At 41.4% G+C, this 23,669-nt stretch carries 22 protein-coding genes and 1 riboswitch; of the genes, 16 read left to right on the top strand and 6 right to left on the bottom strand.

The window, feature by feature from the left end:
* Positions 1–383 precede the first annotated feature (383 nt).
* Both QZ995_RS15390 and ptsG read left to right on the top strand, forming a co-directional pair.
* Positions 384–737 carry a DUF1516 family protein gene (locus QZ995_RS15390; protein ID WP_301808550.1) on the top strand — a complete coding sequence of 118 codons (354 nt, stop codon included), beginning with the start codon at positions 384–386 and terminating at the stop codon, positions 735–737.
* A gap of 322 nt (positions 738–1,059) precedes the next feature.
* Positions 1,060–3,087 (top strand): glucose-specific PTS transporter subunit IIBC, encoded by a 2,028-nt coding sequence (gene ptsG / locus QZ995_RS15385; protein WP_301808548.1) that lies wholly within the window; start codon positions 1,060–1,062, stop codon positions 3,085–3,087.
* 70 nt (positions 3,088–3,157) lie between these two features.
* Here the strand turns inward: ptsG and QZ995_RS15380 are convergent, their stop codons facing one another.
* Complete coding sequence (locus QZ995_RS15380) at positions 3,158–4,585, bottom strand: sensor histidine kinase (protein ID WP_301808545.1); 1,428 nt, start codon at positions 4,583–4,585, stop codon at positions 3,158–3,160.
* Positions 4,563–5,279, bottom strand: a complete 717-nt coding sequence (locus QZ995_RS15375; protein WP_301808543.1) for a response regulator transcription factor — start codon at positions 5,277–5,279, stop codon at positions 4,563–4,565. Before QZ995_RS15375 ends, QZ995_RS15380 begins: the two co-directional genes overlap by 23 nt.
* Positions 5,280–5,547: 268 nt before the next feature.
* On the opposite strand from QZ995_RS15375, the gene QZ995_RS15370 reads away from it, so the two are divergent.
* Positions 5,548–6,294: a DUF1189 family protein gene (locus QZ995_RS15370; RefSeq protein ID WP_301808540.1), complete on the top strand. Its 747-nt coding sequence runs from the start codon at positions 5,548–5,550 to the stop codon at positions 6,292–6,294.
* A 59-nt stretch (positions 6,295–6,353) separates the two neighbouring features.
* Positions 6,354–7,040: an MOSC domain-containing protein gene (locus tag QZ995_RS15365; protein WP_301808537.1), complete on the top strand. Its 687-nt coding sequence runs from the start codon at positions 6,354–6,356 to the stop codon at positions 7,038–7,040.
* A 150-nt stretch (positions 7,041–7,190) separates the two neighbouring features.
* Here the strand turns inward: QZ995_RS15365 and QZ995_RS15360 are convergent, their stop codons facing one another.
* The gene (locus QZ995_RS15360) at positions 7,191–7,286 is read right to left on the bottom strand and encodes a YjcZ family sporulation protein (protein ID WP_301808535.1); all 96 of its coding nucleotides are present in this window, start codon (positions 7,284–7,286) and stop codon (positions 7,191–7,193) included.
* Between the two features lie 88 nt (positions 7,287–7,374).
* Entirely contained in the window at positions 7,375–7,596 is a 222-nt protein-coding gene (locus tag QZ995_RS15355) for a hypothetical protein (RefSeq protein WP_301808532.1), read from the bottom strand.
* Positions 7,597–7,871: 275 nt separating this feature from the next.
* Between QZ995_RS15355 and QZ995_RS15350 the strand changes: the two genes are divergently transcribed.
* The 3 genes from QZ995_RS15350 (at position 7,872) to QZ995_RS15340 (ending at position 11,738) form a co-directional block, all read left to right on the top strand.
* Positions 7,872–9,230 carry an Nramp family divalent metal transporter gene (locus QZ995_RS15350; protein ID WP_301808529.1) on the top strand — a complete coding sequence of 453 codons (1,359 nt, stop codon included), beginning with the start codon at positions 7,872–7,874 and terminating at the stop codon, positions 9,228–9,230.
* Between the two features lie 131 nt (positions 9,231–9,361).
* On the top strand, positions 9,362–9,928 hold the full coding sequence (locus QZ995_RS15345) for a beta-class carbonic anhydrase (RefSeq protein WP_003343324.1): 567 nt from the start codon (positions 9,362–9,364) through the stop codon (positions 9,926–9,928).
* A 166-nt stretch (positions 9,929–10,094) separates the two neighbouring features.
* Positions 10,095–11,738, top strand: coding sequence for a peptide ABC transporter substrate-binding protein (locus tag QZ995_RS15340; protein WP_301808524.1), 1,644 nt, complete (start codon positions 10,095–10,097; stop codon positions 11,736–11,738).
* A gap of 105 nt (positions 11,739–11,843) precedes the next feature.
* Here QZ995_RS15340 and QZ995_RS15335 read toward each other — a convergent pair whose 3' ends face one another.
* On the bottom strand, positions 11,844–12,551 hold the full coding sequence (locus QZ995_RS15335; RefSeq protein ID WP_301808521.1) for a Crp/Fnr family transcriptional regulator: 708 nt from the start codon (positions 12,549–12,551) through the stop codon (positions 11,844–11,846).
* 168 nt (positions 12,552–12,719) lie between these two features.
* Here QZ995_RS15335 and mobA point away from each other — a divergent pair, with 168 nt between their 5' ends.
* The 8 genes from mobA to QZ995_RS15300 all read left to right on the top strand — a co-directional run bounded on the left by mobA (position 12,720) and on the right by QZ995_RS15300 (position 21,980).
* Positions 12,720–13,352, top strand: coding sequence for a molybdenum cofactor guanylyltransferase (gene mobA / locus QZ995_RS15330; RefSeq protein WP_301808517.1), 633 nt, complete (start codon positions 12,720–12,722; stop codon positions 13,350–13,352).
* Positions 13,349–13,894, top strand: coding sequence for a molybdopterin-guanine dinucleotide biosynthesis protein B (gene mobB / locus QZ995_RS15325; protein ID WP_301808516.1), 546 nt, complete (start codon positions 13,349–13,351; stop codon positions 13,892–13,894). The genes mobA and mobB overlap by 4 nt, the downstream gene beginning before the upstream one ends.
* 138 nt (positions 13,895–14,032) lie before the next feature.
* Positions 14,033–14,177, top strand: a riboswitch (cyclic di-AMP (ydaO/yuaA leader).
* Between the two features lie 538 nt (positions 14,178–14,715).
* On the top strand, positions 14,716–14,781 hold the full coding sequence (locus QZ995_RS23845; RefSeq protein ID WP_081476729.1) for a potassium-transporting ATPase subunit F: 66 nt from the start codon (positions 14,716–14,718) through the stop codon (positions 14,779–14,781).
* Between the two features lie 42 nt (positions 14,782–14,823).
* Complete coding sequence (gene kdpA / locus QZ995_RS15320) at positions 14,824–16,497, top strand: potassium-transporting ATPase subunit KdpA (protein WP_301808513.1); 1,674 nt, start codon at positions 14,824–14,826, stop codon at positions 16,495–16,497.
* 21 nt (positions 16,498–16,518) lie between these two features.
* Positions 16,519–18,558, top strand: coding sequence for a potassium-transporting ATPase subunit KdpB (kdpB, locus tag QZ995_RS15315; RefSeq protein ID WP_301808512.1), 2,040 nt, complete (start codon positions 16,519–16,521; stop codon positions 18,556–18,558).
* Positions 18,559–18,588: 30 nt separating this feature from the next.
* A complete protein-coding gene (gene kdpC / locus QZ995_RS15310) occupies positions 18,589–19,146 on the top strand; it encodes a potassium-transporting ATPase subunit KdpC (RefSeq protein WP_301808509.1) in 558 nt (185 codons plus the stop codon).
* A gap of 1 nt (position 19,147) precedes the next feature.
* Complete coding sequence (locus QZ995_RS15305) at positions 19,148–21,520, top strand: universal stress protein (protein WP_301808507.1); 2,373 nt, start codon at positions 19,148–19,150, stop codon at positions 21,518–21,520.
* A gap of 25 nt (positions 21,521–21,545) precedes the next feature.
* Complete coding sequence (locus QZ995_RS15300; protein ID WP_301808505.1) at positions 21,546–21,980, top strand: hypothetical protein; 435 nt, start codon at positions 21,546–21,548, stop codon at positions 21,978–21,980.
* 47 nt (positions 21,981–22,027) lie between these two features.
* On the opposite strand, the gene QZ995_RS15295 is transcribed toward QZ995_RS15300, so the two are convergent.
* Positions 22,028–22,414 carry a DUF2294 domain-containing protein gene (locus tag QZ995_RS15295; RefSeq protein WP_003333597.1) on the bottom strand — a complete coding sequence of 129 codons (387 nt, stop codon included), beginning with the start codon at positions 22,412–22,414 and terminating at the stop codon, positions 22,028–22,030.
* 281 nt (positions 22,415–22,695) lie between these two features.
* On the opposite strand from QZ995_RS15295, the gene QZ995_RS15290 reads away from it, so the two are divergent.
* Positions 22,696–23,475 carry a hypothetical protein gene (locus tag QZ995_RS15290; RefSeq protein WP_301808502.1) on the top strand — a complete coding sequence of 260 codons (780 nt, stop codon included), beginning with the start codon at positions 22,696–22,698 and terminating at the stop codon, positions 23,473–23,475.
* Positions 23,476–23,669 lie beyond the last annotated feature (194 nt).

Genomic DNA, 23,669 nt, shown 5'->3' with positions numbered 1-23,669 from the left:
TGACAGACATGAGAATGATGAAGAAATCAATAGAAATCGCAATGGCGGTAATAGAAGTTTTGTTTAATGGAAAGCAAATTGTTTTAGAGCTTAATAAATAAGAGAGTTTGTAACACAGAATATATTCATGTAAATGAAGTTCACAGATGTACATTTGACCAAGACCTTCTCCTCACATAAGATGGTCTTTTTTTATGTTTTCATGCATGAAAGATAGTAAATGACAGAGCACCATAATGAATCATTATATCCTTATCTAGGATCGTTGCATTTGATCAAAAGTTATCATTTTAAAAACAGACATATGGATATCGAATGTTTGGAAAGGTAAGATTCGTATGATATGATTAGCTGGAAATAAAAAAAGCATAGGAGGTTACTAAATGAGGTATGAAGCTATGTTGGCATCGCATGTAGGTGGCTGGGAAGCTGCACTTGTATTATTAATTCTTGCCTATGTATTTTACAGATTAGATAAAAACAAAATTGCGAAAATCCTGCATATGATACTTCGACTTATGTACATCATAATCGTTGTATTTGGAGCTATGCTCTTGTTCAAATTTTATCTGGGCGACATTCGATTCATCATAAAAGGCCTTTTGGGCGTCTGTACCATCGGCTTGATGGAGATGGCACTGGTACGTGCAGATAAACACAAGCCGAACTTTATTTTCTTTGTTGGCTCATTAGTATTGCTAGTCATTGTAGTATTAATTGGATACAGAGTTATCTAGTGATAAGAAAGTCTATCATTGTTGAAAAAGAGATGGACCCTTGTGTAAGAGGGGACATCTTTTTTTTTGCTTTCAATAAGGGTTCTTTTATTAACTTTTTGAACGAAATATACAATTGTTCTTATTTTTGTGACCTAGACATCTTGTTTTTTATCTGAAACTCTTTTATGTTTTAAAATGACAAATTTTCTATTACGTAGGTTTCTAAAAGATTCAAATTATTATTTTTTGGTTCCTTACATAGTAGGTTTGTCCAATAGGCATACTTCAAATAACCAAGTCATCTATGTAAATGGGGTTTTGAAGTAAAGGAGGTTCGTATATGTTCAAAAAGATCTTTGGGGTGTTGCAACAGGTAGGTAAGGCACTTATGCTTCCAGTTGCCATCCTGCCAGCCGCAGGGATTCTCCTAGCATTCGGCAATGCTTTGCAAAACCCGGCCTTGCTGGAGCAACTGCCATTTTTATCAGGACCAGCGATCCAATTAGTCGCAAAAGTTATGGAAGAGGCCGGTTCCATTATTTTTGGAAACCTAGCGCTCTTATTTGCAGTAGGGGTAGCCATTGGATTAGCAGGTGGTGAAGGGGTAGCTGGGCTAGCTGCAATCATTGGCTTCTTAATTATGAATCAGGTTATGGGTGTCTTCCTTGGTGTAACTGCCGAAATGGCGCAGAATGATAAAGCCTACGCAATGGTGCTTGGAATCCCTACCCTGCAAACAGGTGTTTTCGGTGGGATTATTATGGGGGTTATTGCGGCTAATCTGTACCGGAAATTTTATAACATAGAATTACCGCCGTTCTTAGGCTTCTTTGCGGGAAAACGATTTGTACCGATCGTTACAGCGGTCGCTGCTCTAATAACAGGTCTTGTCCTTATCTTTATTTGGCCGCCAATTCAATCAGCTCTTAATGCATTCTCACATGTGATGTTGGATTCTAATCCAACCGTGGCTGCATTTGTTTTTGGTCTTATTGAACGTTCTCTTATTCCGTTTGGTTTGCATCATATCTTCTATTCACCATTCTGGTTTGAGTTTGGGGAGTACGTAAACAAAGCTGGACAACTTGTTCGCGGGGATCAAGCGATCTTCTTTGCTCAAGTGAAGGACAATGTGCAGTTAACAGCAGGAACATTTATGACAGGAAAGTATCCGTTTATGATGTTCGGATTGCCAGCGGCGGCTTTGGCCATTTATCATACGGCTCGTCCTGAAAACAAAAAGATGGTAGCCGGGATTATGGGATCGGCTGCGCTTACAGCCTTTTTGACAGGGATTACAGAGCCGATTGAGTTCTCATTTTTATTCGTAGCACCAGTATTGTTTGCTATTCACGCAGTTTTTGCTGGGCTTTCCTTCATGGTCATGCAAATCCTGAATGTAAAAATTGGAATGACCTTCTCCGGAGGAATTATTGACTACTTGCTATTCGGGGTGTTACCAAACAAAACACAATGGTGGCTAGTGATACCAGTAGGTTTGGTGCTTGCAGTTATCTATTATTTCGGTTTCCGTTTTGCTATTCAAAAGTGGAATCTCAAAACACCTGGTCGCCAAGATGAGGTAGAGACTCAGGCTGGTAATAACCAAACCTCTGGATTGGCCGCAGGTGTATTGGAAGCGTTGGGCGGTAGCGCTAATATTAGTAATCTAGATGCGTGTATTACTCGTTTGCGTGTATCTGTTAACGATAGTAAGCATGTAGATAAGGAACAATTAAAAAGGCTGGGAGCAGCAGGGGTTCTGGAAGTTGGTAACAATATTCAGGCGATCTTTGGACCAAAATCCGATCAATTGAAGGAACAGATCAAAGATGTAATGGCTGGGCGCACACCGGTTGAAAAACCTGCAAGTCAGCCAGCTCCACAAACTGTCTCTGAGCAGTCAAGCGCTTCTACTGTTTTTGTTTCACCACTAGAAGGTAAAATGCTAGAGCTAAAAGATGTACCTGATCAGGTCTTCTCTCAAAAGATGATGGGAGATGGTTTTGCTATTGAACCAACTAATGGAGAGGTTGTATCTCCTGTGGATGGAACAATTGTTACCTTCTTCCCAACTAAGCATGCGATTGGTATCGCTGCAAATGATGGACGTGAGATTCTGATTCACTTTGGAATTGATACGGTGAAGCTAGAGGGTGAGGGCTTTGAAGCTCTAGCTCAAGAAGGAGACAAAGTTAAAGCAGGACAGCCATTACTGCGTGTTCAACTAGCAGAGGTAGCGGAAAAAGTACCTTCTGTGATTACACCAATTATTTTTACCAATTTGCAAGAAGGGGAGCAAGTTATTGTTAAACCGGGCGCTTTGGTAAAACGCGGTGAAGAAAATATTATTACCATCGAGAAATAAGCATCATCATCTATATGAAAAAATCGGCAGAGTGATAAGGACTCTGCCGATTTTTTATTTTGATACATAATTAGTTAAGCGGCTTGGGTAAACGTATGACAAAAACTGTAGCTTCGGTCTCAGTGGAGGTAAGCTTGATTGTACCCCCATGCTTGGTCACGATCCGCTTAGCTATAGATAAGCCAAGACCAGTTCCACCTTCACTAGGACGGGAGGAATCAGCACGGACAAATGGTTCAAAAATATTTTCCTTAATATCTTCTGAAATTCCGATTCCATTGTCCGCAATCTTAATGACCACATAATATTTTTCCTCTGACAACGATATACGCATCGTTGTTCCTACGGGATTGTACTTAATTGCATTCACCAATAAGTTGCTTAATACACGAGTTAATTGAATCCGATCAAAATACAGATAGATTTCTCGCTCGGGTATGTCTAATTGCAGATGAAATTGTTTATCCAGCATTTCGGTATAATGCAAAACAACCATATCCCGGACAAACTCTGTAATCTCTTCTAAACGTAAATGCAGTCGATAATCAGGAGCGTCCAATTTAAGCAGCTCAAACAGATTATTAATAAGGTGATTTACCCGGATTGATTTCTGATAGATATATTCCAGGTAGCGTTGTTTTCGTTCCTCATCCGCCGCCATTCCTTCCTTTAAGGCTTTAGCATAACCCTGAATGCTGGTGATCGGTGTTTTTAAGTCATGGGAGATATCCATTAACATCCGTTGTTTGCCCTTTTCTAGGATTTCATTTTCACGGCGTGTCTCTTCCAGTACATCCGCCATATAGTTAAAGGTATCGCGGATTTGTACAAATTCATGCTCAGCCTTTAGATTAATACGGGCACTATAGTCACCATCTGTCATCTTTTTCAGCGCGTCTAAAATAATAATCAGCGGAGCTTTAATGCGGCGAGCTGTCCAGTAAATATACAACACTATAAAAATCAGCATGATGAAACCAAACATGCCTAAATAAGTCATAAAGCTTTTCGCAAATGGATCGAAAATATCGATCTGTTTAAGGTCCTTAGACACAAGGATATTGTTCCTGGGTATCTTTAATAATAAATACGGTGTTTTTGGATCAAGAGTATTCTGGTACATCGAGTAGTAATAGGGCTGTTGCTCATGGTTTTGCAAAAGCTCGAATAACTGATTCTCGGAATAGGACTTATGATCATCCAGCTTGTTGCCGTATACCCGAACGAGTTGTTTATTGGCATTGAGGTGTTCCAACCAGCCTCCAATGCTTTTTAAATGCGGCAGTAGCTCCTTACGTTGATCCTCCTGCTTGTAATTGGCAGCATCAATTTTTACATCAACAATATCCATATTTTCGATATGATTGAAGGTAGCGTTGAGAAGATAGATGGCAAGCCCGATTAGAACAACCAATAGAAAAAAATTAAAAACAAAGTAATCAAGGATGAGAGAAGTATAGAGACTACGCGATTTTTTAGGCTTCAACCATTTTTTCAAATTTATACCCCAATCCTCGAATGGTTTTTATATAAGTTGGTTGTTTTGGATCATCCTCGATTTTCTCACGTAATTTGCTAATGTGCACCATGATGGTATTATCATCATTGGCATAGAAGTCGCCCCAGACAGCTTCATAAATTTTCTTTTTGGTAAAAACCTGACCGGCATTAACCATCAAGAGTTCTAGTATTTTGTATTCGATAGAAGTCAGTGAAATAGCTTCCTCATGTCGATAGACGAGACAGCTCGCTTTATCTAGGGTCATTTTCCCAATTTTAATAAGCTGCTCTTCTGGGTTTACAGGGACTTCCACAGTAGGGGTAAATTCATGAACACGGCGAAGAAGAGCCTGAATTCGTGCAATCACCTCCAAAGGATTAAACGGTTTTGTGATATAGTCATCTGCCCCAAGCCCTAAACCTAAGATCACATCATGATCCTGCGTGCGTGCTGATAAAAACATGACGGGAATATTATAGGCTTGCCTGATCTCCTTAATAAGCTGAAAACCGTCTTTTCCAGGCATCATAATATCAAGGATGATCAAATCCACTTTCTTTTGAGCCAAAACGGGTAAAACGCTATCTCCATTATGAACTTCTATGACATGAAAATCTTCCTTCTCCAGGTAGAGCGTTAAAAGTTCAACAATCTCCCTCTCATCATCGGCGATTAATATGGTATATGACACGATTTCTCCTCCGTTCTTTTCCTAAGCAGTTACATTTAGAGTAACACGGACAAAAGACTTAGATGTTACATTTTAATCAAAAAATCAAACATGTTATAATAACTAATTCTACTATTTACATATAATGGGGAAATGATTATTCTTCTTGGTGAAGAAGGCTATTGGTTCCCTCTATAATATAAACAAGTAAACATCATTTTGATTTACGAGGTTTAGGCAGATGGATATGAGATAATAAAATCTATCTGCAAAAAAGGGAGGTCATATTTTGTTTGAATCATTAAAAGTTAGTTTGTTAAAGCCAAATAACCTTGGCCAGCTTGTAAACAAGAAAGCTGGGGCCGTATTTGGATTTCTCCTGTTTCTTGCCTTACTGATTAGCGTGTTTGGTTTTTCTCGTTTTTATCATACATCAAACATGTTTTTAAAAGAGGCGCAGGCTGTACTAAACAGCACACCGGATTTTACCTTTAAAGATGATGTGTTGAACATGCAGACTGATCACCCGATTTATTCCCCTAACAAAATGTTTATCTTCGACCCTAACAACCAAGTTAAAGCAGAGAATTATCCCAAAGGTTCGTATGTAGTGATTTTTGGGAAGGTAAAGGCAACATTTATTGAAAATGGTATTGTTGTACGAGAATCAAATTATCTGAATTCTGGTTTGCGTGACATAAGCAAGCAAGAATTTACGGAACTGGTTGACTGGCTTATAACCAAGGAAACGGTAATCTGGATCACTATATTTGCGGGTATCTTTATTTACATGATTTTTAGCACAATGTTTACCGCATTTATTCTTGGTATTTTGGCCTACATTATAAGCAACCTACAGAAAAAGGAATTAACATTTGGTCAAGCGTTTAAATTAGCGATCTTCAGTTTGACAGTGCCTTTCCTGATTAAAGGGATTCTAGTGGTGGCTGCATGGCCTGTTCCTATTGGCCCGATTACCTGGGGGTTAGGTGCTGTTTACGTTGTCATGGCTGTTCGAAACATAAAAACAAACTGATTTAGGTCGGCATACCTTGTATAATGGCTAATATTAGAAAGCCAAGGAGGAAAAACACCATGTCGCAGGTACAAGTCAGAATTCTTTCTGTAAATGTAGGACAACCTCAGGTTCTTTCTTATAAAGGACAAGAGGTAGTAACAAGCATATGTAAACAACCAGTAACAGGGCCTCTCTATCTTTCAAAAACCCAATTACAGGGGGATGCTCAAGCCGATTTGAAGTATCATGGCGGGGCAGATAAAGCAGTATGCGTTTATGCATCCGAGCACTATCCCTATTGGGAAAAGACACTGGGCAGGGCATTGCCGGCCTCTGCCTTTGGAGAAAACTTAACCATAGAAGGATTGCTAGAGGATGAGGTTTGTATTGGAGATGTTTACCGGATTGGCGGTGCTGTGGTACAAGTCACTCAGCCAAGACAGCCATGTTATAAATTGGCAAAGCGCTATGATGTAATTGATCTGGCGGTACAAGTACAAAATACAGGCTATACGGGTTTTTATCTGCGGGTTTTACAAGAGGGAGAAATTTCACAAGAAGACACGATGACATTGGTTGAAAAAGATCCTCATGGCATTTCGATTGCCTTTGCTAATCAGATCATGCACCACGATAAAAAGAATAAACAAGCGATAAAGCAAATTTTGAAGGTTGAAGCATTATCTGCTAGTTGGCGTCAAAGCTTTATGAAACGATTAGGAGACGAGGAAATAGATACATCTTTGCGTCTACAAGGCTCCTAATGAATCCAAAGTAAAAAATCCAGGGTGAGTGTACCCTGGATTTTTTTGTTATACATAAATAAACAAGCTTGATTATTTTGGTTACAAACACTTCTAGACGTTGCTGCGTGCCTATGATCAGGCAAGGTTATACTTCTCAATCTACATTGCCTACTTATTGCAACACCAGCAAGCGATAATTACCAATAGAATAAATAGAACCAAGATGATTTCGAAGTTGTTGTTGGATCCGCTGAAAATACTCATGGTCTAATCCCTCCCAATCAGATGTACTTTATCCTATGTATCCATAAATAAAGTGCTTGGGTAGGGGCCTCACTGCTGAAAAAATGGACTATTTTTGATAATGGCGTTCTTCATTGTTGTTTATCCAAATGATAAATAGGATGAAATAAAAGGGAACGCCAGATGTGTTATAGACAAAGAAGATATTCATGACATCTTGGGATGATGCGCTTCCGCTGGAATAGGCCACAAAACCAATAGTAAGGACGGCCAACGTATTTATGATAAGAGCCAATAGTAGAAATAGTCCGGCGATTTTCTTTCTGTTCATTACTACACTCCCCTCTTTCTACGCAAAAGTAGTGATAAAGAATTAATTCCCATTTAGTATAGCCCATTTATGTTAGGGAAACAACAAACAGAAACCCCTTTTTGTGAATAGGATGCAGGAGTGGGCTATTTACATTTTAAATGAGGTGTTTATAATAATTATTACAAAGTTTCCTTAGTGCAAAAACGGTTATTACGGTTATTAAGGTAAAAGGGAAGACAGCATAACAAGCACATGTAAATAAAAGGGGTAAGCTGGGAAGGGAGTGATCTCAAATGTCTGATCAGCATCGAGAAGCGGTAGCATCAGAGCAGGGAAAAGGATGGAGAAGAGGGATTACCCAGCCTTCCTTACAAGAAGTGCACAGTTCAATGCGTGTACCCAAAAATGCGTCCAAATTTCGTAAATTTTTAGCTTTTGCGGGACCGGGTTATCTGGTTGCTGTAGGATATATGGATCCTGGAAACTGGGCAACTGATTTGGCGGGAGGTTCCCAGTTCGGTTATACACTTTTGTCCGTGATTCTTCTTTCGAATATAATGGCAATGTTTTTACAAGCCCTCGCAGGAAAGCTGGGAATCGTAACAGGTCGAGACTTAGCTCAGGCTTGCCGGGATCACTATTCCAAGCCAGTAGCAATGGTTTTATGGGTTCTGTGCGAGATTGCCATTGCGGCGTGCGATTTAGCAGAAGTGATTGGATCAGCAATTGCATTGAATTTGCTATTCGGCATTCCGTTATTATATGGGGTGTTGATTACTGCTATTGATGTGTTGTTAGTATTGTTTTTACAAAATAAAGGATTCCGTTATATAGAGGCTATTGTTATTGCGTTAATCGGCACCATTGGGGTGTGCTTCGGAGTTGAGATCCTATTGGCTCAGCCTCAAATCAGCGAGATCATGCAAGGATTTATCCCGCGTACTGAAGTCGTAACAAATCCTGCGATGCTCTATATCGCGATTGGGATCATTGGTGCAACTGTCATGCCGCATAATCTGTATCTGCACTCCTCTGTTGTCCAAACTCGTGACTTTGAACGGACGCAGACTGGCAAGCGGGAAGCGATTAAATATGCTCGGTTGGACTCAACGATTGCTTTATTCTTCGCCTTGTTTATCAATGCATCTATCTTGATTTTGTCAGCTTCCACGTTTCATCAGGCTGGCATGACAGATATAGCTGAGATTGGAGACGCTTATTATCTGCTGACTCCTGTGCTAGGAACAACAGCAGCGAGTATCCTGTTTGGGGTAGCTTTGCTAGCATCTGGTCAGAATTCCACTTTAACGGGTACATTGGCTGGTCAGATTGTCATGGAAGGTTTTATTAATTTTCGGATAACACCGTGGCTTCGACGTTTAATTACTCGCCTGATTGCGATTGTTCCGACGGTGATTGTCACAGCATTATACGGAGAAAAAGGAACCACAGAATTACTCATACTAAGTCAAGTCATTTTATCTATCCAGCTCCCCTTTGCGATTATTCCACTAGTGCAGTTTACCAGTAGCAAAGCTAAAATGGGTGAGTTTGTTAATAAGAAGTGGGTTACTGCTATTGCATGGCTGATAAGTGGTGTTATTATTGCGTTAAATATATTTTTGATCTATCAAACTGTTACGCAGTTGTAGATATTTTGTCTACAAAAAGGGATTGGACAGATAAATCACGAAAATAATAAGGTACAAAAAAACCTACCAATACGTACAGCATCTAAGAAAATGGGTAGGCCAAATTGAGAGAAAAGTCGAGGTGAAGAAGCGTGGGAAAACTTGAAGAGATTTTAGAGTACAATAAAAAGTTCGTAGAAAATCAGAGATATACGGAGTTCACAACAACCAAGTTTCCTGATAAACGGTTGGTTGTCATTTCATGTATGGACACAAGACTGGTCGAACTTCTTCCTCACGCAATGAACGTCAAAAATGGAGATGTCAAGATTATTAAGACAGCAGGAGCTATTGTCTCTCATCCGTTTGGGGCGGTTATGAGAAGTATCTTAGTGGCTATCTATGAGTTACAAGCAGAAGAAGTCATAGTGGTAGGTCATTACGATTGCGGAATGAGTGCGATTAATCCTACGCATTTTTTAGAAAAGGTGCGAGAACGAGGGGTTTCGGCAGATTCGTTACATCTCTTGAAAAGCGCTGGAATAAATTTGGAAAAGTGGTTGCGAGGTTTTGATAACGTGACCGATGCTGTCAAAGAGAGTGTCGATATGATCCTTAATCATCCGTTACTGCCTCCATCGGTGCCAATCCATGGTTTAATCATTGACCCAAGTACAGGTAAGCTAGATGTAGTGATAAATGGATATGAAAAAAAATAAAATGTACAAAAGAGTCATTACGCATATTTTACGTAATGACTCTTTTGTTTATGTTAATAGATTTAATAATATTTAATTTTGTTTTATTTGATAAAACGTAAAAATAAAATTAGTATAAAATCTATTCATATCTTTCGCTATAAACATAAAAGGGGGATGTACAACTATGAAGAAAAATATATTTGTGTTGATGAGTTCCGTTCTTGTATTAGGTGCCGCTCTTGCAGGCTGTGGTGCAGGTAACGGTAATGGAGCTGCTCCGGCTGGTAACGAATCTAAAAAGTCTGAAGATTCAAAAGCAAGCGGCAATCAAACCCTTCATTTAAACCTTGCATCTGAGCCTCCTACGCTTGATCCTGGTCTTACAGAAGATGCTACTTCCGGGGCGATTGTTCGTTCTACCTTTGATGGTCTAACTCGTTTGGGTGAAGACGGCAAGCCTCACAATTCTGTTGCATCCGATGTTAAAATTTCAGATGATTTAAAAACATATACATTCACATTGCGTGATTCAAAGTGGTCTAACGGTGACCCTGTTACTGCTAAAGACTACGAATATGCTTGGAAACGCGTTCTTACTCCAAAAACAGCAGCTAGCTATGCTTACCAGCTTTATTACATTAAGGGTGCAGAAGCATTCCATAAGGGTAAAGGAAAAATTGAAGATGTAGGTATCAAAGCTATTAATGATAACACATTAGAAGTTACGTTAGAAAATCCTACTCCATTCTTCTTGGAGCTAACAGCCTTCTACACATACTATCCAATTAATCAAAAAGTAGATACCGAAAATCCTGACTGGGCGAAAAACGCAAAAACCCACGTGGGTAACGGTCCGTTCAAGCTAGATACTTGGGAGCATAAGAGTAAGATTGTGTTGACCAAGAACGAGAACTACTGGGATAAAGATTCAGTAAAAATGGAAAAAATTGAATTCTCCATGATTGATGATGGCAATACAGAGCTTTCCATGTTTGAAAACGGCGATTTGGATTGGGCAGGTAAACCAGTTGGAGACTTGCCGACAGACGTTGTGCCTATCAAAAAAGCAGAGGGTGCCTTGAAGGTGAAACCTACTGCATCCATTTATTGGTACAAGTTCAATACAGAAAAAGCACCGTTTACTAATGCAAAAATTCGTAAAGCCTTTGCTTATGCGGTAGACCGTAAAGCGATTGTAGAAAACATTACGCAAGCTGGAGAGCAACCAGCACTTGGTATCCTGCCTCCAACTATGGCAATTAAACCAGAAGGCTACTTTAAAGATAACGATGCAGCAACAGCTAAAAAATTGTTAGACGAAGGCATGAAAGAGCTAGGCATCACCAAGCTGCCTCCAATTTCACTATCCTTTAATACGTTGGAAGGTAACAAGAAAATTGCAGAAGCCATCCAAGACCAATGGAAAAAGAATTTGGGCGTAGATGTAAAACTGGAAAATACTGAGTGGAAAGTATACATTGATAAGCTGCACCAAGGTAACTATCAAATCGGGCGTATGGCTTGGTCTGCTGACTTCAATGATCCAATTAACTTCCTAGAGCTGTACCGTGATAAAAAGGGCGGTAACAATGATACAAACTGGGAAAATCCAAGATACAAGGAGCTATTAATCAAGTCTGCTTCTGAACCAAATCAAGAGAAACGTACACAGTTGTTTGCTGAAGCAGAGCAAATCATCATGGATGAAATGCCTGTAATTCCAATCTACTACCGTACACAAAACTGGATTCAAAATGACAAAGTAAAAGGCGTATTGCTTGATGCACTTGGTTTCGTCGATTACAAATGGTCTTACATTGCTGAATAAGATATCGAAAAATAAAAAAGGAAGCCTGTTGAGTCGTTCAACAGGCTTCTTGTATTTGATTGTGTATCGTTCTTTTCATTAAAATGAAAGTAATATAGGCATGCGCTACAAACGGCAAATATCTGGTGGACAATCATCACAGCATATTTTTTCCCGTAAATAGTGAATGTCTTTTACTAGAATGTAGCCATTTGGCAGAGGTTCAATTACATCTAGTTTTTTTAAATCACCTAATAACCGATTAACGCTTTCCCGTGTAAGTCCAATAAATTGAGCTAAGTCTTTATTGGTTAGTGATAGATCGATCAGGATACCGTGTGGAAGCTTGCGGCCGTATGTGTTACACATGCGAATGAGAGTTGAATAGAGCGCACCTGTTTTTCCGTTTAATAAAAGATCGCGGAACTTAGATTGCATACGGCGGTTCTCTAGACTCATCCAACGCAGGAACTCTACACAATAGGCACCGTTTGCAGTGAGAAGCTCTTCTAGGGACGCACGAGAGATGACTCGTAATTCGCCGGGCTGCAGGACCACGGCAGTAGCACTATAACACAGGGATGAATTAAACAGCCCGAACAGACCAAATAACTCACCCGGATTATATACTTGAAGGGTTAATTCTTTTCCGTCTGTGCTAGTCTTAGATAGCCGGACCTTACCGCTTTCTACCAAATAAACATAATCAGCAGGGTCTCCGTCAAAAAATAACGGCTTACCCGGAATACTTTCTACGAGGGTCGACATACGTTTCATATCTTCCCAAAATGCTCGAGATATTTGATCCACGAAGGTTTTCGTTTCTACAGGCATGAAGATTTTCCCTCACTTCATACTTTTCTCTCTTGTAAGTGATACTTGTTACAAGGTACGGTCTTAGTATATCAATTACTGTTGCATATGAATATAGCATCATAACTATTTTGCCATTTGTCCATAAATGTATGAAAGAAGTATGAAAAATAAGCGGGGTGATGAAAAATGGTGGATTCATTATGTATTGTAATTTTAGCAGGGGGACAAAGCAGCCGTATGGGTAAGCCCAAAGAACTACTGGAATGGCAGGGGAAACCACTCATTTTACATATGCTAGAGCAGATGTTGCCGCTGGGTCGCCCCTGTGTGATTGTGACGAATGATCGAAAACGATTGCCTCCCATCAATGAGCTTGGAACAAAAGTGTTTATCACAGGTGATATCGTAGCTTCACATGGGCCGATCAGCGGTATTTATTCGGGTATGTCTGTAAGGCAGGAAGAGTGGTATTTGGTTGTATCCTGTGACCTGCCATTTTTGCGTACGGAGCATGTACAACGTTTATTCGAAAATTTAAACGATCGTTTAGATAAAGATGTAAATGCTGTAGTAGCGAAAGCGGGCGGGCGATTACAGCCGTTATTTGGGCTTTATCATCAACAAACCAAAGAAATTTGGAAGGCAGCTCTGGATCGGGAAGATTTCCGGGTAATGCATGCGTTAGAAGAGATGATGGTAAAGGAAGCAACGGATGAATGCTGGGATGATCTGACTACCTTTAATATGAATACCCCTGCTGATTATGAAGAAGCAAAAAAAGTATGGGACAGCAAAAATTTGTTAGGAGAAAACAAATGAACAATGAAGTAAATCAAATGGAATCTACAGATATTGTTATTCAATTTGTGGGGTATTCCAACTCAGGCAAAACGACATTGGTATGCAAGTTAATTGAGCGTTTTACACAGATGGGAGTACGACTGGGTGTAATTAAGCATGATGGACATGACTTTGAATTAGATGATCAGGGAAAAGATACATGGAACTTCCGGCAGGCAGGAGCGCCTATGGTAGCTATTCAATCGGCTACACAAACCGCTTGGATGGAAAATCAAGCAGTTCCGCTCCCCAAGCTTATCTCGAGGATGAGCGAACAGGGGGCCGAGCTGATCATAGTGGAAGGCTTTAAACGGGAGTCCTATCCGAAAATCGTGGTAATCCGGCGAGAGAAAGATAAGGAGTTGCTGGACAAGGTGCAAAACATCTTGGCAGTAGTAAGCTGGCTGCCATTACCGAAGATGTCTATTCCTGTTTTTTTCATTGATCAAGTGGAGGAGATTTTTCAATTTGTTGATAGGCATCGGCTTGTACAAAATACGAAAACAAAAGAAAATAAATAAAATAATGAGATTGGCTGAGGAAATGTGAGATTGTTTCCTCAGAAATGCGTAATTTTACATGAAATTGACAGTTTTTGTAGCTAGATCACTGTTAACAGAAGATAAGCGAGGACGTATAATAAGACTCGTAAGCACCCAATAGCATAACGGCCAAATCCCGAGGCATTCGGGAACGGAGGACCCACTTTTTATTGGGGTTAATTCTACTAGATGTAGAAGGGATGAGTAACTCTTTCGCCATCCTACCCGTCAGCTAACTTCGTCGGCTAAAGCGAAGGAGGTCAATGAGACCACCTGTATTTATTGAGGGTTTTTTTCTTTTTCCCTCAGAGCTAAAAGCGTAGGTCTTTTTGTTTTGCTTACATTTAATTCAAACATCATACGTACAACTGTACGAAAGAGGATTAGGGAGACAGAACGCAAAGAGAGCGATGGCTAGCTGGGCGTTAGGTAGACCAATGAGTGCTTCTTTTTTGACGGTTGAACATTATAACAAATGAGTAGGCAGGCTCTGGTGAGGCAATAGGTAAGCTTCGCTGGGATAGGCTGTGACTTACGGTTTGTATCATGTTCTTTTTGCCGTCTGGATAGGAGTAAGCATTGGTCTATTTTTTGTTCCAAGGTGGACTTCAAATAAAAGGGAGAACACAGGGGAACCAAAGATTGTCGAACGTTGATCAGACAGTTGGCAGAGGAGGAAAAAGGATGGATATTGTTGCAATTTTACTGGTGGCAGGTGCATTCGGTCTGTTTTTTGGGACGATGGCATTCTGTGACAAAGTGGTAACAGAAGAAGGGAGAGAAAAGCGGTGACTATACTCATGATCATCGTTACAGGGGTTATTCTCTACCTCATTGATGCATTAATTCGTCCTGAAAAGTATTAATAGCACCAGCTGTAAACTGCAGAAACGTTAGGAGGAACTGTTGTGGATTTGTTGCAAATTGCCGCAGTATTAGGAATCTTGCTGGTCCTAGCCATTTTATTTGGTCGTTACTTGGCGCAAGCTTTTTCCTGGGAGGCAACCAAAGTAGACCGAATATTCAGTGGATTAGAACGGATTATATATAGAGCTTCAGGTATTCAAGTGAGAGCAATGACATGGAAACAGTACGCAGGAGCAGTATTGCTTAGCAATCTTGTCATGTTTGCGATTGGGTATCTCATTGTTAGATTTCAGGGGTTTTTGCCGGGGAATCCTAGTCGGATTGATGGCTTGGAGCCGTTGCTTGCCTTTAATACAGTAGCCAGCTTTTTAACAAATACGAACTTGCAGCATTATAGTGGAGAGTCAGGCTTGTCCTATCTGTCCCAAATGACGGTTATTATCTATTTGATGTTTACAACGCCTGCCACTGGTATTGCGGTTGTGATGGCCTTTATGAGAGGAATTACAGGACAAAAGCAGATTGGCAACTTCTACGTAGACCTGATTCGGGCACATACTCGCGTGTTATTGCCTTTGGCCGTGGTTGTTACCTTATTATTGGTAGCTCAAGGGGTGCCTCAAACGATGAGTCCAACAGTGACGGCTGCTACTCTACAGGGGGCAGAACAACAAATCGCTCGTGGCCCTGTGGCTTCCATGGAATCTATTAAGCACCTTGGTACAAACGGAGGAGGATTCTTTGGAGTTAACTCTTCACATCCCTTTGAGAACCCTACACCTTTAACCAATGTAATTGAAATCTTATGTATGTTTCTCATTCCAGCTTCCTTACCGTTTACTTTTAGTGCTATGACATGCAATAAAAAACAAGGGCTTATGATATTTATTGCTATGTTCCTGATGTTTTTAACTTTCTTGACGATTGTGTATGTTGCGGAATCGAATGGAAATCCAGCGTTGGCTCAAGCGGGGCTGTCTCAGGAGAGTGGCAGCATGGAGGGGAAAGAAGTTCGCTTCGGCATTGCACAGTCGGCTCTATTTACTGCGGTAACCACAGCGGCTACTACAGGAACGGTTAATAACATGCATGATACCTTAACACCACTTGGCGGGATGGTTCCTTTAGCTCAGATGATGTTAAATTGCGTGTTTGGCGGAGATGGTGTCGGTACAATGAACATTTTGATGTATGCCATTATGGCAGTATTTTTAGCAGGGTTGATGGTAGGGCGTACACCAGAATATTTGGGACGCAAAATTGAAAGTAAAGAGATGAAATTAATCGCAATCGCTATTTTGATTCATCCGTTAATCATCCTAGCTCCATCTGCGGTTGCTTTGGCTAGCGAACTAGGAACAAGCTCCATTTCAAATGCTGGCTTCCATGGAATTTCCCAAGTGGTATATGAATTTACTTCTTCAGCAGCTAATAACGGTTCGGGATTTGAGGGGCTATCTGATAACACGCCATTCTGGAATATCTCAACGGGTCTCGTCATGTTATTTGGACGCTATTTCTCTATTATTTTAATGCTAGCGGTGGCAGGCTCCCTTATGATGAAGAAACCTGTGCCGGAAACCATTGGCACCTTCCGCACGGATAATACAGTATTCATGAGCATCCTGCTTGCTACGGTGCTGATTGTAGGTGCGTTAACATTCTTCCCTGTGATTGCCCTTGGCCCTGTTGCTGAGTGGCTGTCGATACGCTAATGAAAAAAGGAGTCCTTCACTATGAGCAATCAACGAAAATCCTTGGTTACCAAGGAGATAGTTTGGCAGGCAATGATTGATGCCTTTACGAAATTTAACCCGCGGTTGATGGTTAAAAATCCAGTTATGTTTGTGGTGGAAATAGGTTTTGTGGTTACCCTCGTTTTAAGCGTTATGCCAAATGCCTTTGGTGGCGAGTCCGATGTTTTTTACAACAGGATCGTGAGCGTGATTCTATTTGTGACTATCCTGTTTGCGAATTTTGCTGAAGCTTTGGCGGAAGGACGCGGTAAGGCACAGGCTGATAGCTTGAAAAAAAGTAAGCAGGATATGAAAGCAAATCTATTACAAAAAAATGGAGTCATAAAAGTGGTTAATTCCACAGAGCTACGCAAGGGCGATATTGTTGTCGTTACTACCAATGAGCTAATACCAAGCGATGGTGAGATTATTCAGGGAGTAGCATCAGTCGATGAGTCGGCTATTACGGGCGAATCGGCCCCAGTCATAAAGGAGGCCGGTGGAGATTTTAGTTCGGTTACTGGCGGTACTCGCGTGGTTAGTGATCAAATTACGGTAAGTGTAACCGCAGATCCAGGAGAATCCTTCTTAGATCGAATGATCAGTATGGTCGAAGGAGCAAAACGGCAAAAAACTCCTAATGAACTAGCCTTAAATACTCTTTTGGTGAGCTTAACCTTAATTTTTTTGATCGTATGTACGACACTGTTACCAATTGCTTCTTATGTAAATGTAGCGATTCCAGTTGCGACCTTGGTGGCTTTGTTGGTTTGCCTTATACCAACAACCATTGGTGGGTTATTATCTGCAATTGGGATTGCAGGGATGGATCGGGTCACCCAATATAATGTGATTGCGATGTCAGGAAAAGCGGTCGAAGCGGCAGGAGATATTAATACCATTATTTTGGATAAGACCGGAACAATTACATATGGCAACCGGATGGCCTCTGAATTTTTGGCAGTAGGCGGTTCAAAGCAAGAAGAGCTATATCGGGCAGCCCTGCACAGCTCCTTGCATGATGAAACACCAGAGGGACGATCAATTGCAGAATTAGCTAAAAAAATGGGAGTTCCTGAATCGGAGTGGCGCATTTCAGGTACAGAGGGTGTGGAATTTAAAGCGGAAACCCGGATGAGCGGGACTAATTTTTCAGATGGACGTGTGGTAAGAAAAGGGGCCGTTGATGCCATTAAAGCTTATGTTCTAGAGGAAGGCGGTCAAGTTCCCAGTGATTTGGATACGACAGCGAATCAGATTGCTAGGGAAGGGGGCACTCCATTAGCAGTGGCAGATGGTACCCAAGTATTGGGCGTCATTTATTTAAAGGATACGGTAAAAGCGGGTATGCGCGAGCGCTTCGAGGAGCTGCGGCGTATGGGAATCAGGACTGTGATGTGTACAGGTGACAATCCGTTAACAGCAGCTACCATTGCACGCGAAGCTGGTGTGGATGATTTCATTGCAGAAGCCAAACCAGAGGACAAAATCGCGGTTATTCGCAAGGAACAAGCGGAAGGAAAGCTGGTAGCGATGTCGGGTGATGGTACGAATGATGCACCTGCATTAGCTCAAGCTGATGTGGGATTAGCGATGAATAGCGGAACGGTTGCAGCGAAAGAAGCTGCGAACATGGTTGATTTGGATTCTGATCCGACCAAAATTATCGAGGTAGTGGCAATAGGGAAACAGCTTCTTATGACTCGTGGAGCTCTTACTACTTTTAGTATTGCAAACGATATTGCCAAGTATTTTGCCATTATTCCGGCGATGCTGATGGCGGCAATTCCTCAGATGCAAGCGTTGAACATCATGCAACTGGCTACACCCCAAAGCGCCATTTTGTCAGCATTGCTGTTTAACGCGATTATTATTCCTTTGTTAATACCGTTAGCAATGAAGGGTGTTACATATAAACCTATGAGTGCAACCAAGCTCTTATCCCGCAATCTGTTTATTTACGGATTAGGCGGAATCATTGCTCCTTTTATCGGTATTAAGCTATTGGATATGCTCTTGGTGGTAGTTGGTCTGCAATAGAAAAATTAATAAATGAAAAGAGGAGTAATTATGTTAAAAAATATAAGAGTCAGTCTCGTGCTGTTATTGATCTGCGGCGTTATTTATCCCTTGCTCATGACAGGTCTGGCTCAGGCATTAATGCCGGCACAGGCAAATGGAAGCTTGATTACGGATGCGACTGGGAAGGTCGTAGGGTCAAAGCTAATTGGTCAATCATTCACTGACCCGAAATACTTTTCTGGACGTGTTTCTTCTATAGAATATAACGCCGCTGGCTCTGGTTCGAATAACTATGCTCCTTCCAATCCAGCATTAGTAGAACGAATTAAAAAAGACGCAGCAGCTTTCTTGACTGCGAATCCGACTATTGGGCAGGCCGAGATACCGGCAGATTTAGTAACGAACTCAGCTTCAGGACTTGATCCGCATATTACACCAGAGGCGGCTCGTGTTCAGGTGCCGCGCATTGCAGCCTTGCGCAACTTGACTGCGGATCAGCTTAACCAGCTCATTCGTAACCACACAGAGGATCGCTCATTGGGCCTGTTTGGTGAAAAACGAGTAAATGTCTTGGAGTTAAACATGGCGCTGGATCAGGTGAAGTAGTATGGATGATTTTCGCCGAAAAACGCCAGAGGAAATCTTGCGCTCTATTTCGGAAATTCATAAAGGCCGTTTGCAAATTATTCTGGGGGCGGTTAGTGGTTCGGGCAAAACCTACCACATGCTGTTAGAAGGGCAACGCCTCCGGAAAAAAGGCTTGGATGTGATTATTGGTGTGATCCATTCACGTGCCATTAATCAAGGGAAAAATTACGAGAAGCTGGAAGGACTCGACGTAGTACCTGCGATTGCTTGGGAAGAAAAGGGCATTTTGAAGGAGGACCTCGATGTTGAAGGAATCGTTAGACGTGACCCAGAGATCGTCTTGGTGGATGAGTTAGCACATCGGAATCGACCCGAAGCGATACGTCGTACTCGGATCGAGGACGTTCGTTACCTGTTAGAACACAATATAAGTGTGATTACTACGCTTAATATCTACGAGCTCGAGGGACTGAAAGGCATAGCCCAGCGATTAACAGGGGTACCTGTTCATGTAGCCGATTGTGTAGCGGATGAGACGTTAGCCGAAGCGGATGAGGTAAAGCTTTTGGATGTTACACCGGAAGTCATTCTTAAGAGATTGCAGGAGGGAAGGATTTTACCTCACTCATCTGATCAAGGAGAAACGTTGTCTAAGCTTAAGTCAAAGCATCAGCGTTTGTATCGGCATGATAATTTGGCTGTGCTAAGAGAATTGGCATTGCGTTTCGTGGCTGGGGAAGTAAATGATGATTTAGACAAGTATCGTGAACAACAGGGGATGCTTGGCCCGTCTGGAGCGAGTGAGCGTATTCTGGTTACTGTGCAGTATCACTGGAATGGTTCGATTTTGATTCGTCGAGGACAACAGGTAGCTAAACGCTTAGGGGCTGAGCTTCTTATCGCATGCTTTCGTAATAGCAAACGGATGATGTCCAAGGAAGAGGCGACCTTTAAACGCTCAATGGTTACGTTGGCGCAAAAAGTGGGAGCAAGCTTTAAAGAGGTCCCTTTATCCAAGGATAGTGATGTTGCTAAAGAGATTGTACAGTACGCTTTGCAACATAACATTACCCGGATTGTCATGGGGCACTCCAAGCGAAGCAGATGGGAAGAAATTTTACATGGGTCCATCATTAACAAGATCTTACGCAAAAGCAAAAATACAGATGTCCTCATCGTGGCAGATCGTTCGGCAACCGGTGGGGGACGGATTCTCCCTGCTAAACGCCGCCGTGGATTTGTTCCTCATCCATTTCGTCGTCTTTCGACAGAGGAGATGGAAAAGGAGATTAAGCGAATAAAACGTGGCAAGTTAAAAATTTTTGTCGGGGCGGCGCCGGGTGTAGGAAAAACATACACCATGCTTCGCGAGGCGAATGAGCTGTTACAAAACGGGATAGATATTGTAATTGGGTTATTGGAAACACATGGGCGCAAAGAAACCCATGAGCAAATAGGGAAACTAGCGACTATTCCGAGGAAGGTGACACCCTATAAGAATGTATATTTGGAAGAAATGGATACTGAGGCTATTATTAGGCGCAATCCGGAAGTGGTTCTAGTGGATGAATTAGCTCATACCAATGTTCCGACTAGCCGGTTCTCAAAAAGATACGAAGATGTCGAGCACATTCTGCAAGCTGGCATTTCCGTGATTTCAACCATGAATATTCAGCATGTAGAAAGTTTAACTGATAGTGTTGAACAGATCACAGGGATTCGAATACGGGAAACAGTTCCTGACCATATCTTACACGATGCAGACGAGATTGAGCTGGTGGATATTTCTCCAAAAGCTTTACAAGAGAGAATGAAAGAGGGCAATATCTATAATTTAGATAAGGTAGAGCAGTCGCTAAATCGCTTTTTTCAGCTTGGAAATCTGATTGCCTTACGTGAATTAGCTTTGCGTGAAGTGGCGGATGATGTGGATGAGCGTTTAGAGTCTTGGGAACGTAAAGGGGCGTTACGCGGGCCGTGGAGAAAACAAGAGACTATTTTTGTCTGTGTAAATTTACGTGAAGACAGTGGGCGATTAATACGACGCGGATTTCGCATTGCTTATCGGCTAAAGGCAGATTGGTATGTCGCGTATGTACAGGATCATAAACCCCTTACTCCAGATGAGCTTGATTTACTAGACAAACTAAAGTATTTAACGGAACGTATGGGTGGCGCGTTTGAAATTTATCAAGTGCAAGAACGAAGACACATTTTTCGTGAGTTAGTCATGCAGATGGATCGCAAAAACGTTACGCAGGTCATCATCGGTCATTCTGCTCGGACGAGATGGGAGGAAATAAAAACTGGCTCTGTTGTACAAAAATTATTAAGGCAAATACGCCATATGGATGTTCTTGTTGTTGCGGATCATTATCCAGTCACACAGTGATTTGAATGAACGAGGCGAAAGCAGGATGAAAAGTATGCTTATTGTAGGCCGTGGAGAAGCTTTTTGTGATTTTGTTCAAAGCGCTAGCAAGCATGAGATAGATCGAAATGTAGTAGATGGCTTGCAGATTGTGGCCTTTTATCGGGAAGCGTTGAAAAATGACATGGTTCGAGAAGGGTTTCGTCAAGTGGCTACACAGGGATTTGCTCCTGAAGAAACAAAGCTTGCTTCGTTTGAACAGGTGTACTTGTTTCCTGATGAATGGAACGATTCGTTTCGAGTGATTGAATTTTTCGTTAGTTTGGGGACTTGTCGCGTATATGTTATGACGCAGCTACCGCGGTATGCTGCTCTGTATCGGAGATTAGGGGCACATTATGTGTTTATCAGTAGTCCTAAGCATCGCGGGTATCGCTGGTTGCTGGATAATGCTGAAGATGATGAAAACACTCCCCTATAACGCGGAGGAGTGTTTTCACTTTACGTGTTCATGTATGGGGGAGGCTGTTAATTGCTGGAGGTATTATCTTGCAGATGTTTTTCTAGGTCTTTGTCCAGTACATACACTTCGATCCGTTCACCCATTTTGGTACTGATATCACTGTGGCTGGAAAGAACCTTAAGGCCCGTAATTCTTTCTACAATTGCCTCGGTTTCCTGACTGTACATTTCACGTAGGATTTCACGCATTTGTTTAACGACGCGTCGGCCTTTTTCATGATGAGACAAATGCTTTTCCTCTACAGTGAGGACTCCTTTAAAGCGAGAAATGATCATGTCACTAACGATATATGTTTTGGCTTCTTGGGGGCCACGTCCAATCAGCTCTCTTTGAAATTTAATAAAAGCTTCGCTGATTTCGGCTTCTAGCTTTTTTTTGGATAAGTTACTCAACTGACTCCCTCCTAAGGAAAGACGTTCTATTCTGTAAATAGTTGCGGCTTCATGGATATACTACCCAGCTGAAGAGAGACTGTCAATGAGGTGCGTTGTGGAGATTGAGCACGGCAGAGAAAAGCAGCGTTTGAACTCAAATTCACCCGTATGATAGAGATCATTCATGTAAATCGTTTCCGATCGAGAGAGAAAATTTATGCGAGAAGGTCGTCAGTGGAATAGGGAGGCAAGTGGGTATGTCTTACAATCAAAGGATGCGCCAAGGAGGAGAGAGGATAATGATAAGTCTCCAGGAGAATATGGAATTAGAACGGATTGCTCAGGCCTTGGAAAGATTGCTTCAACTTTTAGATGAAGAGAAGAGGAGTGCGATCCAATCAAGGCTGAAGCACAAAATGAATCTTTCGATGGAAATGAGATTATTTCAGCGCATTGTAGCTGTCTATCAAGAGGAAGAGATCATTAAAAGAGAGTGTGCGTTAAAGAGGAAATCATCCTGTCGCCTCTCTAAGCAAATTCAGTTGGTTTTTTTGCGTTTTTTGATGGAGCATAGTTCAGTTATAGAATTTGAACTGGATGGGGGCTTTATTATTGGGAAAAAGGCTGGGAAGGTCTTGCTTGCTATTAAACTGTTTCCGCATTTGGGTGGGTTCCGTGGGAAAGCCTGGTATAAAATAATTGATAAGGTTGCCAGAGAAGCATGTAAACAATATCAGATTGACCGCGGACAGGTGTACTTGTTTGTATCTTCATTAGTTAATAGTATAGATGTTCGAGATGTAAAAGAGCTAACAGGAAAAAGCTATCGTAGTTCTTCTGACATTTTGTCTATCCAGCATCGATCTATCTTATATGAGTATCTGAAGCTCTATCTGGGCCGTATTACTGATCTAAAGGAACCTGATAAGCAGATATATTTTTTATGTGCTAATATCCATCCGAATATGGTAAGCCTTCAATTGAAAAACGACAATAGTGATGTAATTGTAATGGAGAAGCAGGATTGGTTAAAGCCTTCTATCGCTGAGTTAATTCATGTAATAGAAAAAAAGAAATAATATAGTTGCATAGAATGTTCTATTATGCTATCATTTGAAATCGTTGCGCAGTTGCCGCACTAATTTAAAGGTAAATTAAATTTTAATCACGCTAAAAAAACTTTTAAAAAAGTGTTGACTTCTAAACAACTGATATGCTATATTATAAAAGTACCACCGAGGGACACGAAACAAGAGGTTGGACGGTGGAGCTT

The sequence above is a fragment of the Brevibacillus laterosporus genome (assembly GCF_030489605.1).
GTDB classification, from domain to species: Bacteria; Bacillota; Bacilli; order Brevibacillales; family Brevibacillaceae; genus Brevibacillus_B; species Brevibacillus_B laterosporus_E.
This window is presented reverse-complemented; position numbering and strand designations above follow the sequence as displayed.